The following is a 13,745-nucleotide window of genomic DNA, read 5'->3' as shown; positions in this document are numbered from 1 at the left end:
TGGACAAACGCGGTTGTTTTGGGCATTCCGCCGCCGCGCCAACACAACGTCGCGGTCGAAAAGGCTCTCGCCCACGGAGTCGGCTGAACAACGTTCGCTTCCTTCACCGTGTCCACCACGCTTATGGCAACCACAGCCACCCGGCTCCCGCGCGGGACCGTGGTCCGCAAATGAAAGGTTAAGCTTGGGGATTTTGGCCTACCGAGGTTCTTCTTTAGGAATTCGCTTCTGCTTCCAGGACGAAAAGGTGTTTGCCCCAGCCAACAGCCGTGGCTGAAGAAATTAAAGTGCCGCTATCAGCGGTAGCAGCGCTGACATCGTCCTGAGTCGGCACCTTGGTGCCGAACATCGAAAGCCTCACCATGTCCTCTTCATAGGAATGCTCATCGCCGCCGGTTTCCTCGAGAACCTCAGAAAGGATATAGGCCCGACGGAACGCATCCCCGTGAGTTGCCCGGCCTAATTGGGCAGCCACCTCATTGCCACCAAAGACGCTCCAGGGATCAATGAAAATTACATCAGTTGCCCACGCATAGTCCGCCTCGGTAGGGTTGAAGCCGCTTCCGTCGCCACTCGTTTCACATCGTTCACGAGAAACTCCTGCGATTTCCCCTAGTACTGCTTCCGAGGGCGCATCGGTAATAATCCGGCTCTGGGCCTGCTCACATCGCCGGAGAATTTCATCCGCATATACTGCACCTCCCTGGCCAATGATGAGAACACGAGCGGTGTCATCCAAGTGCTGCTGCAGCGCCTGTGCAGCGGATGGAGCAGTCCACCCAGCGCTCACATTCTTTTGCTCAAAGCGCTCGGCGGCGAGTTGTGGGTCACGGCTCACATATTCTGACCATGGCAAACCCCTTTCGCCTTGCGGTGCCGACTCACCGGTACGAAGGCTGTGTTCAAGGCGCATCAGCGCCATCGCCTCAAGATGCGCGGGCCCGCTTAGCCAACGCACCACATTTGAATCTGGGTCCGCCAGTTCCGTTCCCATTGCGGTCAAGGCGAGGGTGGTTTCGCTAACTTCGACAAGTTCAAGAGCCGCCAGGTAACGGATAAACCTCCGCAACGCCTCCTCGTGAAGATCTGTTGCAGCAGCGAGGGCAGGAACAGTATTGGCACCCGCATCGATCTCTTGGAATAGGCCTAAACGTACGGCAGTGCGGAGCGCAAAGGCTGAATTCAGCTCAGCCAAATCGTGGATATTGTGCAAGACACTATTGCTACTGCTCGTTGCGCTTTCTTTGCCGCCTTTCCGGCTAGTGCGCCGCCAGTATCCTGTAATCTCCTGATGCTCAGGGGCAATTCCAGAAACCTTGAACAAACGTCGCAGTGTTTTCAGCCGGGAGGCCTCCCCCGCCGCCCACACGTATGCTTCGCCATTAGGCAACTGTGAATCAGCGCTCTCTTCAAAGAGCGCACTAGCCTTTTCTACGAAGCCCTCGCCCTGGTCACGTATCGCCCAGTGGATCTGTACTGAATCCGGAATATCTAAGTCTTGAATATCAGCGCTTGTCGGAACCTCTACCACCGCAATCGCATCATGCCCAGACGGGAGCGATTCCAGGCAGCGGCCGATGGCTGGGAGCGCAGTCTCGTCTCCTGCCAACAAAAGCCAATCGGTGTGCGTGGGTAACTGTGCACACGACTTCGGGCCTGCCACAAAAATGGGGTCCCCGATGCGGACACTCTGTGACCAGTTTTCGGCCAAGCCCTCACCATGGCGCGCAAAATCAATTGCTAATCGCCCGTTTACAGCGTCAAAGTAGCGAACCGTGTATGTGCGGAATAGATTCTTAACGGCTTCTGGCCACAAAAGGTTACCATCGTTTTGGGCGATTGGGTGCGGCCGCTCTCCAGTTTCCGGATCTGGGAAGATGAGCCGAACATCGTCATCAAAACCATGGCTTAACAATGAAGGAACGGAAATACCATCGCGTTCATGCTCCTGGAGCTGTTCCCCGCTAAGCGTAATACGCCGCATGGCTGGCGATATATCTTCGATGTTTTCCACATATAATTCCCGGTAAGAAATTGGATAAATTTCCCTGCTCCGGCTGTTCCTTGGCATATTTGAGACCATTCCCCTCTCGGTCTAGATGGCTTTTAATTCACTTTGTTCGATGGCCTATTTTCTTATTAATTTTTTGCTGGTGCTTTGAACGCCTCTCCCAGCGCCAAGCATTTTCCAGCTCACCTACATACCTTTAATGCAGTCATCGTGCTGCACCGATGGACGAATATGCGGGAAGCGTGAGGCCAGGTTTTCGGTTTCGGAAGGGCAAGAACGGACGCACCACTACCTTGGATACAGTCCATTGAAGAGAACGCCTTCCGATAAATCGGAAGGCGTTGGCGACTACCTGCCGCAGTGGAGTAAGCCCCACCTAGCAGGCATCGGAGTTGTGCGGACCTTGACTACTTTCCAACTTTTTCCAGCGTCGGCATCGTCTTATCCAGCACCCAAGCTCGACTCAAGCTCGTCGGGTTGTTGAGTCCGGCAACGATGGCTGAATCACCGGCAAGAGTCGCATCGGATTTCACCTGCGGAAGATCTTTGTATCCCGGAATGTTTTCAAATTCTTCGATTGAGCCGTCGCGGTTATAAATAACCATAAAGTCAGCGGCCAGGTAGGACACGTTTTCCGGAGAAAGCGTGACGCGGCCCTTATCAACTGGAACGGATCCGTCCGTCAGCTTGTCCGGGAACTTCATGCCCAGATCGTAGATGAAGGAGGCACCTGGATCCTCGGGGTCAGCAACGGCACCAAAGGATCCCTGGGCAAATTGGGAAACAATGCCGGTCTTACCGGAGAGGTTAGGCAGTTTTTCCTTCACGTCGGAGAAACGCTTTTGATCCTCTTCAATGGCTTTCTTCGCTTCGGATTCCTTATTGAAGATCTTGCCCAATGCTTCTAGCTGAGATTCCCAGCCGATGCCCTCTCCCTTATCGGAGATTCCGCCGAGAGTCGGTGCGATTGCAGACAATTCCTTGTAATTAGCCTCAGAAATTGTCCAGTAGTCACCAACGATGAAGTCGGGTTCGATTGCCGCGATTTGTTCTTGTGGCAGAGTTTTGAAATCTGTCTGATCGATTACCTTGACGCCATCGAGCTTCTCTTCACGCCAAGGCGAATTCTTGTCTATTCTATGCTGCACAACAGCTGCTGGTTTAATTCCAAGTTCCAGCAGGTTATCAACGGCCGTCCCCACTGCAACCACATTTTGCGGATTGACCGGATACGTATCCGTACCGCGGGCGTGCTCAATGGTCACGTCCTCTGCAACTTCGGAGGTTGTTGCCGCTTCATCGGTTGAATCCTTCGACGAGCAGCCTGACAGAACCAATCCGGCACAGATAGCGGCAGCGATAAATGACCGCGCGCCCCTTTTTACTGACATCCCTTTTCCTTAAAGTCGGTTTCCTGAGGTTGCCTTTCAGCTCTTTTCATCGGATTTTCCGGTAGACCCGAAGGCAACTTTCACGTTAGGTTAGCGTTACCTAAGCCACGTTGCAACAGATTTGTTAAACTATTTTCCTATAGATATTTCCTATTTACAAGACTCCTAGTCCCACACCCGCACAAGACTCATCCCCGGCTATAAATAAGTGCGGACCTAAGAAAATGCTGCTTGACGATGCACTTCCGGGCGGCGGGTCGGCGGAACGACCGGCTCCCCACAAAGCGAAAACCGCCCCCACACATGAACTGCTCCCCATTAGTTGGACTGAGAAATCAGTTGCCAACAACTAGTGGGGAGCATTTTCTTTGAGAGCACGTAGTTCGCTGAGTGAAGTTCAGCGTGAGCAGTTAGTGGAGCTTTTCGAGCAGGGAATGGGTTGCCGAGCCGCTGCTCGTGTTGTCGGTGTCTCGAGAGACGCAACGCGTAGACTTTATCGCCGTTTCCAACTGCGTGGCAGACTATGTCTCGTGGAGAAACCAAACAAGCAGCACTACTCCTTCGAGGCGAAGAAGGAAGTTGTAGAACGTCATCTTGCGGGTGAGTCGATGATGGATCTTGCCCGAGAGTTCAATCTTTCATCCGACCACCTCGTCAAGGACTGGGTGGCTAAGTGGCGCAGAGGCGGCGACGAGGCTCTGCGCCCGAAGCCGAAGGGCAGGCCCAAAGGATCGGCTGCGCCGAAACGCCTCACGGAAGAGGAAAAGCTTCGCCGCCAGGTTGAGCGGCTGGAAGCGGAAAACGCCTACTTAAAAAAATTGCGAAACTTGAGGAACCAGGGACACGCCTGAAAGCCCAGGCAATCGTCATCCTCAAGTCACACCACCGCTTGGACTACCTCCTGGATGCGGCCGGCATGGCACGCTCGACATTCTTCTACCACCAAAAACGACTCACCGCACCGGATAAACATGCCGAGCTCAAACAAGCGATCCGGGACAGTTTTCAGCGCAACAAACACCGCTACGGCTACCGGCGGGTACTGCTCGACCTGCGTAACCAGGGCTGGGTGGTCAACCACAAACTTGTCTACAAGCTCATGCGCGCCATGGGCTTGAAAGCCAAGATCCGCCAGCGCAGGCCCTACATCTCCTACACTGGCACAATCAGCTACATCGCTGAGAACACACTCGAGCGCAACTTCACCCCCGATAGGCTCAACACTGTCTTCGTCAGCGACGTCACCGAGTTCAAAGTCGCTGGCCGCAAGGTGTATCTCTCACCGGTGATGGACCTGTTCGACCGCTCAATCGTCGCCCACACAGTGGCCACATCGCCGTCTACGGCGTTTACCTCGGCTTCGTTGGCGCAGGCGATCAAAGCGTGTGCTCCAGAGCCGGGCTGGATGATCCACACCGATCAAGGATTCCAATACAAGCACTCATCATGGCGCACCCTGATTAGCCAGCACCAGGGAGTCCAATCGATGTCACGCAAAGGCAACTGCTACGACAACGCGGTCATGGAGAACTTCTTCGGCCACCTGAAAACCGAGATGTACCACGGAGAAGCCTTCGACACCGTCGCAGAGTTCAACCAGGCAATCGACGAGTACATCCGGTGGTACAACACCGAACGCATCCAACAACGACTCAAGGGTCTAACCCCGATGCAATATCGAAATCAGACCCTTGAAGCCCTAACCGCCTAGAATTAAACCAGTCCAACTTTCGGGGGGCAGTTCACACATTCACGCGGGGGACGGTTCAGCGATTGAGTCCTTTTACTTCGTGACGTCCGCCAACGGCTGCTCGATCTTATCCAGCAGGTAGTCCAGACTCAGCACTGTTTGCCATCCAAAGGCTTTTTCTAGGTCGCCTTCCAAGTAGACACTGTGCCCATCCTTCACAGCGGGTAGCTTGCTCACGATTGGATCCTCGGTAACAGAAGCCTTGTCCTGCGTCGGAGCGTAGGACAACTGATCCCACACCAGTACGTCAGAATCAACCTGATCAGCGTTCTCCTTGGAGACCTCGCCGTAGAATTTATCCTTGGTGATTGCCGCGTAGGCGGGGTTGATCTTGAACCCCAGCTCGGTAAAGAAGCGGCTGCGCGGATCTTCTTCAGCAAAGACGGCCAGGCTGTCGGCAGAGACGGTGGCCACACCGAGTTCCTTCTCGGCCCACTCTGGGTGACGGTCCTTTAGGTCTGCAAACTTCGCTTTAACCTGCTCCACCTGATGTTTTGCCTCTTTAGGCTTGCCTACGGCTTGTCCAATCTCTTCCGTAGTCACGTCCCATGGCTGCTGCAGTTCTTTATATTCACCCTTTTGCACAACGACAGGGGCGATATCGGACAGCTTCTTGTATGTATTTTCATCAATATCCGAGTACACGGCAACGATGAGATCTGGCTTGTCCTTAGCGATAGCTTCCGCATTGACCTCTGTGTCTTTGTCGATTCGAGGAGTATCGCCCTCGATCTTGTCGTTAGACCAGTTGCCCGCAGCCTGCCCGTCTGGGGTCATGCTATCCCAATACTTCACGGAAACCGGCGTGATTCCGAGCGCCAGCAGCGCGTCCTGATCCGTATACCCTAGGGAGACCACGCGCTGCGGGACTTCCTTGATTTCGGTGGAACCATAGCGATGCTCGATGGTGGTGGGGAATGCACCTTGCTCGGCGTTGACCGCCTGGGAGTCTGCAGAGTTTTCGGATTGGTCATCAGTCGAACACGCCGTCACCGCGGTGCCCAGAGCCAACACAGTAGCAGTACCGACAAGAATTTTCTTGAATGTCATTTTTCTCCGTTATTACTGGTGACGGATCTCAGCGCAAGGCCTAGCCCGTTCACGAATGGGGAAAGGTCAGAATATTTGGTTGGTTATACCCAAATGGGGGGGGCAACCAAGTTCCCCAATCGTTGGAGACAATGACATATTCTCGCACGTTAAAAGGATAACTTAGGCTTGCCTAAATAATCAATGTTACGCTGGTCACCAAAAGATTTCCAGGCACCGCCTATGCGATGCACATGCAGCACACTCAACTTTGAGACAGGCACTACAAAAGGTGCCGCATAGAGTTTCACCTAAATAGTGGGCGCCTAGGGCCAGTTGCGATGACTTGCAGCCCTTCACTTTTACAGTCTTTTAATTAAATGAAGGCTTACCTTACATGAAAACGGTAATATGCTTGTCCATGATTGACAATCACACCCAGCAACTGCCTGAGCCACGCCTCGGGCGCAGCTCCTCTCCCCGCCCAGCGGGAGTAGCTAGGTACCTGTCTCCACCCCGCGGCTCAGGGATTCTCATCGCTACCTGTGAGCCGAAGCTCTCCAAGGCAACCCGCCGCAGCGCCGGTGCTCGCTGGGCACTATTGGCTGGGAGTGGGGGCATCGGCAAGCGGCAGCAGCGATTGGAGGCCACGCCATGAGTGTGCGCACTACCCGCCTCCTGGGCCTAGGAGCTCTGCTCTTGCTGGTCCTCGTTGGCACTATCTGCAGTTTGCTGTATGGCGCCCGCTCCATTCCTGCGGAGGACGTGTGGGCCGCGCTGCGGGAACTGCCGGCCGCACGCGGTGCCCAGGACGAAGTTTCCACCAACCAACGCGTGGTAGCTGAGCTGCGGCTGCCGCGCACCATCCTGGCCATAATCGTGGGGGCGGCACTGGGAGTCGCCGGTGCTCTAATCCAAGGCCACACCCGCAATCCCCTGGCGGATCCGGGAATCCTGGGTGTCAGTTCCGGCGCGGCGCTAAGCGTTGTAGTCAGCTTCGCGCTATTTGGCATCACCGCCCCGTGGGCCACCGCGGTGATAGCCTTCCTCGGCGCTATCGCTGCCACGGCACTGGTCTTCGGCCTCGCCTCCGCAGGCAAGGCAGCCGTCGATCCCTTGACCTTAGTGCTGGGCGGCGCCGCATTGTCGGCGGTCTTAAGCGCCATCACCAGCGCCTTCGTACTCACCAATGAGAATAACCTGGACCGGATGCGCTTTTGGACCGTCGGCTCCCTCGCCGGCCGGGATATGAACATCGCGCTAGGAATCCTGCCGTTCATAGTGGTGGGACTGATCCTGGCGTTCGCTACCGGCCCGCAGTTGAATATTTTGAACTTAGGCGACGACGTGGCCGCAGGGCTCGGCATCAATACCGCGGCCGCAAGGCTGGCCGGCATGGGCATCATCGCCTTGCTGGCTGGCGCGGCCACGGCTGCAGCGGGCCCGCTAGGCTTCATTGGCCTGGTAGTGCCCCATATCGTCCGGGCTCTTACCGGCCCAGATTATAAGTGGATTTTGCCGTACTCTGCGCTAGCCGGCGCGGCGCTGTTGCTATGTGCTGACGTAGTGGGCCGCCTCATCGCGCGCCCCGGCGAGCTCCAAGTGGGCATCGTATTGGCCTTCGTTGGCGCGCCGTTCTTCATCGCCTTGATCTACCGAAAGAAGGTGATGACGCTGTGATGCGACGAAACAAGGCTGCGCAGGCCGTACAAGATAAACAAAGCGCTTCGTGGCAGATGCCGGGCGGGGTACCATTCCGGGCTGGGCCCATCTCGTTCCTCTGGCGCCCACGGGTGGTGCTGGTATGCATCATCGCCGCGGCGCTCACCGTCTTTTTAGGCGCGCTTTCCATCGGGCTGGGTGACTACCCTATTTCCGTTCCCCGAGTACTAGAGGTGATTTTCCAAGGGCAAGGATCCCGCGTGGAAAAACTCGTGGTCTTGGAGTGGCGCATGCCCCGAGTGGCCACGGCCATCGCGGTCGGCTGCGCGCTGGGGCTTTCCGGTGCGCTCACCCAAACGGTCACCCGCAACGCGCTGGCCAGCCCCGATATCCTCGGCATCACTACGGGTGCCTCGGCCATGGCCGTAACGGTCATCGTCCTTGGCGCCGGCGGCAGTGGATTCGCCGGCTGGCTTGCCGGAATCGGAATTCCCCTAGCCGCATTGCTGGGTGCGATTCTTAGCGCCATGGTGATCTGGGCATTGGCTTGGCGACGCCAAGCTGATTCCTACCGCCTCGTGCTCGTAGGCATTATCATCACCGCGCTGCTGAGTTCCTACATCAATTTCCTCATGGTCCGCGCGGAACTGCGGGATGCAAGCCAAGCACAGTTCTGGCTCACAGGATCCCTGGCCAAGTCGGAGTGGAGCACCACCATTCCCATGGTTGTCCTTGTGCTTGTCTGCGCCCCGTTGCTGGCCTGGATCGCCTACCAAGCACTGGCCACCACTCTGGGGCCCGACCTCGCCCGAGCGCTGGGCCAGCGCGTCAACGCCGTGCAGGTGGCGATGTTGGCATTGGCCGTAGCTCTAGCTGCAGTAGCAGTTTCTGCTGCCGGCCCCATCGGTTTCATCGCCTTTGTAGCACCCCAAGTAGCACTACGGCTGTGCGGGGTACCCAGCCCACCGCTTGCGGCCTCGGCTCTTACCGGCGCAGTGCTACTGCTCGGTGCGGACATCGTGACCCAGGCTGTCCTGCCGGTGGAGCTTCCGGTGGGTATTGTCACCTCCGCACTGGGCGGCGTCTTCCTCATCTACCTACTCGTTCAACGCACTAGGAGCACAGACGCATGACCTCCCCCATCCCCCAGCCAAGCGCAGACCACCCGAATACCGCCGGTGGCGTGGATGCTTCCTCGGTCACCGTGGGCTACGGCCAGCGCACCATCATCCGGGATCTCAGCGCCACTTTCCCAGCCGGCAAAATCACCACCATCGTGGGGCCCAACGGATGCGGTAAATCAACCTTGCTGCGCGCCATGTCTGGCCTGCTCAACCTTGATACCGGAACCGTGAGCGTGGATGGCCAGAATATCTCGGACATGAAGCGCAAGGACGTCGCCCGCATACTGGGCATGCTGCCCCAATCCCCCGTGGCCCCAGAAGGGCTATTGGTCTCCGATCTGGTGGCCCGCGGGCGGCACCCACATCAGGCATGGTTCCGCCAGTGGTCCTCCACGGACGAAGACGCGGTCTTCGAGGCCCTAAAGCAAACCGGTTCTGCGGATCTTGCCAGCCGTACGTTGGATGAACTTTCCGGCGGCCAGCGCCAGCGCGTATGGATCTCTATGGTGCTGGCGCAAAACACCGACATCCTTTTCCTAGATGAGCCAACGACGTACCTTGACCTCGCGACCTCCGTGGACATCCTCGAACTAGTCGATAGCCTGCGCCAAGAGCTTGGCCGAACGGTGGTAATGGTGCTGCACGATCTGAACCTGGCGGTGCGCTACTCCGATTATCTCGTGATTATGAAGGAGGGGCAGGTCATAGCTTCCGGCGCACCCGCAGAAATCATCACCGCAGAGCTACTGCAGGACGCTTTTGATCTGCGGGCGCGGGTCATCGAGGATCCAGAGACTGGAGACCCGCTCATCGTCCCGCTCAGGAAACCGGCTTAGGCCCAAGGCCTAAGCCCACCCACTAGGGTGGCGCATAAGAAAAGACCCTGACCGGAACTTAATCTGGTCAGGGCCTGGAAGTTGGTAGCGGGGGCAGGATTCGAACCTACGACCTCTGGGTTATGAGCCCAGCGAGCTACCGAGCTGCTCCACCCCGCGTCGAGATGACTTCCATCATCTGCGCTTGAACAGTGCGTTAACACAAAGTGTATTCGCTCTGTCCTGGCGACTCATGTAACTATACATAGGGAAAGGCACCTACCCAAATCCGCTGGGCAGGTGCCTAATCCATCGCGATTATAAGCCGGAACTACTTGTCCGTCTTCTGATAAGACTCCACAGCCTTATCGAGCTCATCTAGGGCGCGTCCGTATTCCTCGAAGGAACCATCGCGTGCATCTTCAAGCCCCTTCAGGGCCTTGTTGATGTCATCGATGGCGCCCGCCTCGTCGGAAGAAGACGGAGCGGAAGCTGGAGCCGAAGGCTTATCGTCCTTGGACTCGTCCTTGTTCTTCTCATCCTTGGCGCCGTCCTTGTCCTCGGAATCGCCCTCGACTTCCTCAATGTTTTGGGCAGCCTTGGCATCGATTCCAACTTGTTCAAGGGCATCACCAATAGTCGGGGCGTAGCCTACGCGGCCCTTATAGGAGACGAGCACGCGCAACAGCTTCGGGAAGGCAGAAGCCTGGTCCTTGCGCTGCGAGTAGATCGGCTCGAGGTACAGGATTTCGCCACCGCCTACCGGCAGGGCCAGCAGGTTGCCGTTGTGCAGGTCATTGGTACCCTCCCACAGAGTGCGGTCGCGGGCGACCTGGTCGGACGACATCATCGCATCCTGTGCCTGCTTCGGGCCCTGGGTCTGTGTATTGGTGGGCAGCACGCGCACGGTGATATCGCCGTAGTTTTCCGGATCGGAGGATACAGCCATGTGCGCAGACAAGAACTCGCGGTTGAGGCCACGGTAAGACGTGGTCAGCTGGAAGGTCGGCTTGCCGGTCTTCGGATCTGCGGCCATCACGTAGTACGGCGGCTGATTGAGTTGGCGGGATTCCTCCGCGGTGGGGTCAGTCGGCACGGACCAGAAGGCATCGTTATTGAAGAAGACATTCGGGTCATCCACGTGGTAGCGGGCCAAGAGGTCACGCTGCACCTTGAACATATCCTCCGGGTAGCGGAAGTGCTCGCGCAGCTCATCGGAGATCTCCGCCTCAGGCTTAACGACGTCCGGGAAGACGCCCTGCCAGGCCTTGAGCACCGGGTCATTCTTGTCGAACTCGTAGAGGTCCACAGTGCCGTCATAAGCATCGACGGTGGCCTTGACCGAGTTGCGGATATAACCGACCTTGTCATTGACCAAGCGCTGGGTGGTGCCATCAGGGTTGAGGGTGTCCTGGGTGGCGTCGGAAAGCGAGGCACGCTGGGAGTAAGGCAAGGATTCCAGAGTGGTATAGCCATCCACAATCCACTTCAGGCGGCCATCAACCACGGCCGGGTAGGTAGCAGAATCGGTGGTCAACCACGGAGCAACCTTTTCCACGCGCTCGCGCGGATCACGGTCATACAGCAACTTCGATTCGCTGCCGACGCGATCTGAGAGCAGGAAGTTCAGCTCGCGATACTTGGCGGCGTACATGGTGCGGTCAAAAATATTGCCAATGCCAACGCCGCCCTTGCCGTCATAGGTGTAGGTGGAGCTATCGGTGTCATACTCGACCGGGTTATCGCCAGTCTTGCCGGTAATCGCATAATCCATGCCATCGGCCGCACCGGCAATGACTGGACCGTAGTAGATGCGCGGCTGGTCTACCTTAATGCCAAGGGACTTCTCTGCATCCTGAGTCTCGCCTTCGCCTTCGGCCTCGCCGGCCTGGGTCTGCAGGTCAGAAACCGTGAAGATGGGGAAGCCACCGCGGGCAGAACCTGCATCGCGGGCCACCTCATCGACCTTATTGGCCTGCGCTGCCACGAAGCCGTTGCCGTGGGTGTAGACGGTGTGGCGGTTAATCCAGTCCGACTGGTTCTCCCGCAGCTCGTTCGGATCCAGCTCGCGTGCGGCAACGACGAAGTCGCGCTTCTTGCCATCGATCTCATAGCGGTCCATCGACAGCGTCTCTGGGAAGCCGTAGAAGTTCTTCAACTGCTGCATCTGGGTAAAGGTAGGAGAAAGGATCTCCGGATCCAGCAAGCGGAGGTTATTGATGGTGGCGTTATCGGAGGCGACCTTGTCATCGGAGACTTCATCCCCGCCCCAGTTATCTTCATAGGTGACGTGGTCATCTGTTAGCCCATAGGCATAGCGGGTTGCCTCGATATTGCGGGCGATGGATTCTTCTTCCTTGGCTTGACGGTTGGGCTGTACGGAAAAGCGTTCCATCAACAGCGGCCATGCCTGGCCAATAACCAGCGAGGACAGCAGCATCAGCACCACTGCCAGGCCGGGGATGCGCAGATCCTTGATGACAACGGCCATAAACAGGGCCACGGCCACAAAGACGCCAATGATCATCAATATGATCTTCGCCGGCAAGTAGGCGTGGATATCGGTATAGGAACCACCGGTGAAGAGGTCGTGCTGGGTATTAAGCAGCTCATAGCGCTCCAACCAGTAGCCAATGACCTGGGCTACCATCCACAGGCCGGCGGTTACCGCCAGCTGCAGGCGGGCTGGGTGGGAAATGGATCCGCGCACACCGGCGGCCTTATTGCCAATCCGGATGCCGCCCAGCACGTAGTGGCCGAAAAGCGCGATGAGGAAGGCCAGAATCAACAGGATGGATAGGGTGCTCACCACCATCTTCAGAACTGGCAACGTGAAGGCATAAAAACCTAGGTCGTGGTGGAACTGGGCGTCTTGTTCGCCGAATTCCTGGCCGTTGAGGAAGAGCAACACCGTGCGCCAATTGGCCTGACCGATGAAACCGGCGATGACGCCCACGATGGCGGGGATGACCTTGAAAAAGACGCCCATGGACTTCTCAATGGACTTGCGGTATTGATACACCGGCGAGTTCAGGTCCCCAAGGTCGAGCGAATCCGGGCGCCCGCGCCAGGCAAAGTAGCCAGCGGCCCACACCACTGCGGCGGCAATAAGGCCAAAGATGATAAAGAGGACTATTCGCGCAATAATCGCGGTGGTGAAGACGTTCCGGTATTCAATCGCACCAAACCACCTCCAATCCGTGTACACGCCCACGAGCATGGGGCCGAAGAACAAAAGGACGGCAATGATGGCCGCAATGATTGTCGCGACCCGCGGGGGCCGCTTCAACGGGGCGGCTGGTGTGGATGACCCTAAGGACAACGCCAGCTCCAATCAACTAGTGCGAATTTAAAACCTGTAGACTTCTTCCAGCTTAAGGAAGCAATACACAGATAACGAATAAGGATGTTCATGAGTTCCCCCGAATTATCACAGCCAGCTTTAAACCGCGCGATGACCGAAGCCGTGGAATTCGTCCACGCGGAAGGCTGGGACGCTCGGCCCACCATCTTCGCGCTGGTTCCCACCCACTTGGTAGCCGATCAGCTTGCCGCGCTCGATGAAGAGGACGCGGCGCCGCTTACCCTCATCGTGCAAGATAATGTGCCCGAAAACATTGAGCCCGGTTCTGAACAGCTGGCCGATTATGTCTCCCGCCTGGCCTGGCCCCGGGAGGTTGCCGGCGTCATCTTGGCCCAAGAAATTAAGTTCCGCGATACCTCTAGCGAGGACCCCTCCCCTCGCCCGGCGCGCCTTTATTCCGGGGCACTGCGAGAGGAAGGCATCGAAACCACCTTGCTGCAGCTGCGCCCCACCGAGGAGGAGCTGGAAGCAGCCGGACCGTTCGCAGAAGATGACATCCAGCTACGCGGCGGCCCACAGGTAGCTCCGGGGGTCATTGCGGCTTTGCGCTATGGGCTGAACCAAGACCCGGATGCGCTAGATTAGACTGAAGTGACAAT

General features: G+C 57.2%; 9 protein-coding genes, 1 tRNA gene and 1 pseudogene. 6 read left to right on the top strand and 5 right to left on the bottom strand.

What is annotated here, in order from left to right; all coding sequences use genetic code 11:
- Positions 1-214 precede the first annotated feature (214 nt).
- Positions 215-2,014 (bottom strand): siderophore-interacting protein, encoded by a 1,800-nt coding sequence (locus ACKFRX_RS03920; RefSeq protein WP_284788894.1) that lies wholly within the window; start codon positions 2,012-2,014, stop codon positions 215-217.
- Positions 2,015-2,418: 404 nt separating this feature from the next.
- Positions 2,419-3,276 (bottom strand): ABC transporter substrate-binding protein, encoded by an 858-nt coding sequence (locus tag ACKFRX_RS03915; protein ID WP_239663622.1) that lies wholly within the window; start codon positions 3,274-3,276, stop codon positions 2,419-2,421.
- Between the two features lie 576 nt (positions 3,277-3,852).
- Between ACKFRX_RS03915 and ACKFRX_RS03910 the strand changes: the two are divergent.
- Positions 3,853-5,113 (top strand): annotated as a pseudogene (locus ACKFRX_RS03910) (IS3 family transposase).
- A gap of 72 nt (positions 5,114-5,185) precedes the next feature.
- Here ACKFRX_RS03910 and ACKFRX_RS03905 read toward each other — a convergent pair.
- On the bottom strand, positions 5,186-6,202 hold the full coding sequence (locus ACKFRX_RS03905; RefSeq protein ID WP_408928152.1) for an iron-siderophore ABC transporter substrate-binding protein: 1,017 nt from the start codon (positions 6,200-6,202) through the stop codon (positions 5,186-5,188).
- 400 nt (positions 6,203-6,602) lie between these two features.
- On the opposite strand from ACKFRX_RS03905, the gene ACKFRX_RS03900 reads away from it, so the two are divergent.
- From ACKFRX_RS03900 to ACKFRX_RS03885, 4 genes are read left to right on the top strand one after another with little or no spacing between them, the layout of a single operon-like run.
- Positions 6,603-6,839: a hypothetical protein gene (locus ACKFRX_RS03900; protein ID WP_141745903.1), complete on the top strand. Its 237-nt coding sequence runs from the start codon at positions 6,603-6,605 to the stop codon at positions 6,837-6,839.
- Complete coding sequence (locus tag ACKFRX_RS03895) at positions 6,836-7,861, top strand: iron ABC transporter permease (protein ID WP_049156169.1); 1,026 nt, start codon at positions 6,836-6,838, stop codon at positions 7,859-7,861. The genes ACKFRX_RS03900 and ACKFRX_RS03895 overlap by 4 nt, the downstream gene beginning before the upstream one ends.
- Positions 7,861-8,976, top strand: a complete 1,116-nt coding sequence (locus ACKFRX_RS03890; RefSeq protein WP_049156167.1) for an iron chelate uptake ABC transporter family permease subunit — start codon at positions 7,861-7,863, stop codon at positions 8,974-8,976. Before ACKFRX_RS03895 ends, ACKFRX_RS03890 begins: the two co-directional genes overlap by 1 nt.
- A complete protein-coding gene (locus ACKFRX_RS03885; RefSeq protein WP_225745795.1) occupies positions 8,973-9,803 on the top strand; it encodes an ABC transporter ATP-binding protein in 831 nt (276 codons plus the stop codon). The genes ACKFRX_RS03890 and ACKFRX_RS03885 overlap by 4 nt, the downstream gene beginning before the upstream one ends.
- An 82-nt stretch (positions 9,804-9,885) precedes the next feature.
- On the opposite strand, the gene ACKFRX_RS03880 is transcribed toward ACKFRX_RS03885, so the two are convergent.
- Positions 9,886-9,962 (bottom strand) — tRNA-Met (locus tag ACKFRX_RS03880).
- Positions 9,963-10,113: 151 nt separating this feature from the next.
- Positions 10,114-13,071 carry a UPF0182 family protein gene (locus tag ACKFRX_RS03875; protein WP_408928265.1) on the bottom strand — a complete coding sequence of 986 codons (2,958 nt, stop codon included), beginning with the start codon at positions 13,069-13,071 and terminating at the stop codon, positions 10,114-10,116.
- A 123-nt stretch (positions 13,072-13,194) separates the two neighbouring features.
- Between ACKFRX_RS03875 and ACKFRX_RS03870 the strand changes: the two genes are divergently transcribed.
- On the top strand, positions 13,195-13,731 hold the full coding sequence (locus ACKFRX_RS03870) for a PPA1309 family protein (protein ID WP_284792097.1): 537 nt from the start codon (positions 13,195-13,197) through the stop codon (positions 13,729-13,731).
- Positions 13,732-13,745 lie beyond the last annotated feature (14 nt).

This window comes from Corynebacterium tuberculostearicum, assembly GCF_046097465.1.
GTDB lineage: Bacteria > Actinomycetota > Actinomycetes > Mycobacteriales > Mycobacteriaceae > Corynebacterium > Corynebacterium tuberculostearicum_I.
Note: the sequence above shows the minus strand (reverse complement) of the source record. Positions and strands in the feature narration are given on the sequence as shown.

Excerpts from the sequence above, each read along its gene's own strand:
- ACKFRX_RS03905 (WP_408928152.1), bottom strand. The coding sequence starts at position 6,202 with ATGACATTCAAGAAAATTCTTGTCGGTACTGCTACTGTGTTGGCTCTG.
- ACKFRX_RS03900 (WP_141745903.1), top strand. The coding sequence starts at position 6,603 with ATGATTGACAATCACACCCAGCAACTGCCTGAGCCACGCCTCGGGCGC.
- ACKFRX_RS03895 (WP_049156169.1), top strand. The coding sequence starts at position 6,836 with ATGAGTGTGCGCACTACCCGCCTCCTGGGCCTAGGAGCTCTGCTCTTG.
- ACKFRX_RS03890 (WP_049156167.1), top strand. The coding sequence starts at position 7,861 with ATGCGACGAAACAAGGCTGCGCAGGCCGTACAAGATAAACAAAGCGCT.
- ACKFRX_RS03885 (WP_225745795.1), top strand. The coding sequence starts at position 8,973 with ATGACCTCCCCCATCCCCCAGCCAAGCGCAGACCACCCGAATACCGCC.
- ACKFRX_RS03870 (WP_284792097.1), top strand. The coding sequence starts at position 13,195 with ATGAGTTCCCCCGAATTATCACAGCCAGCTTTAAACCGCGCGATGACC.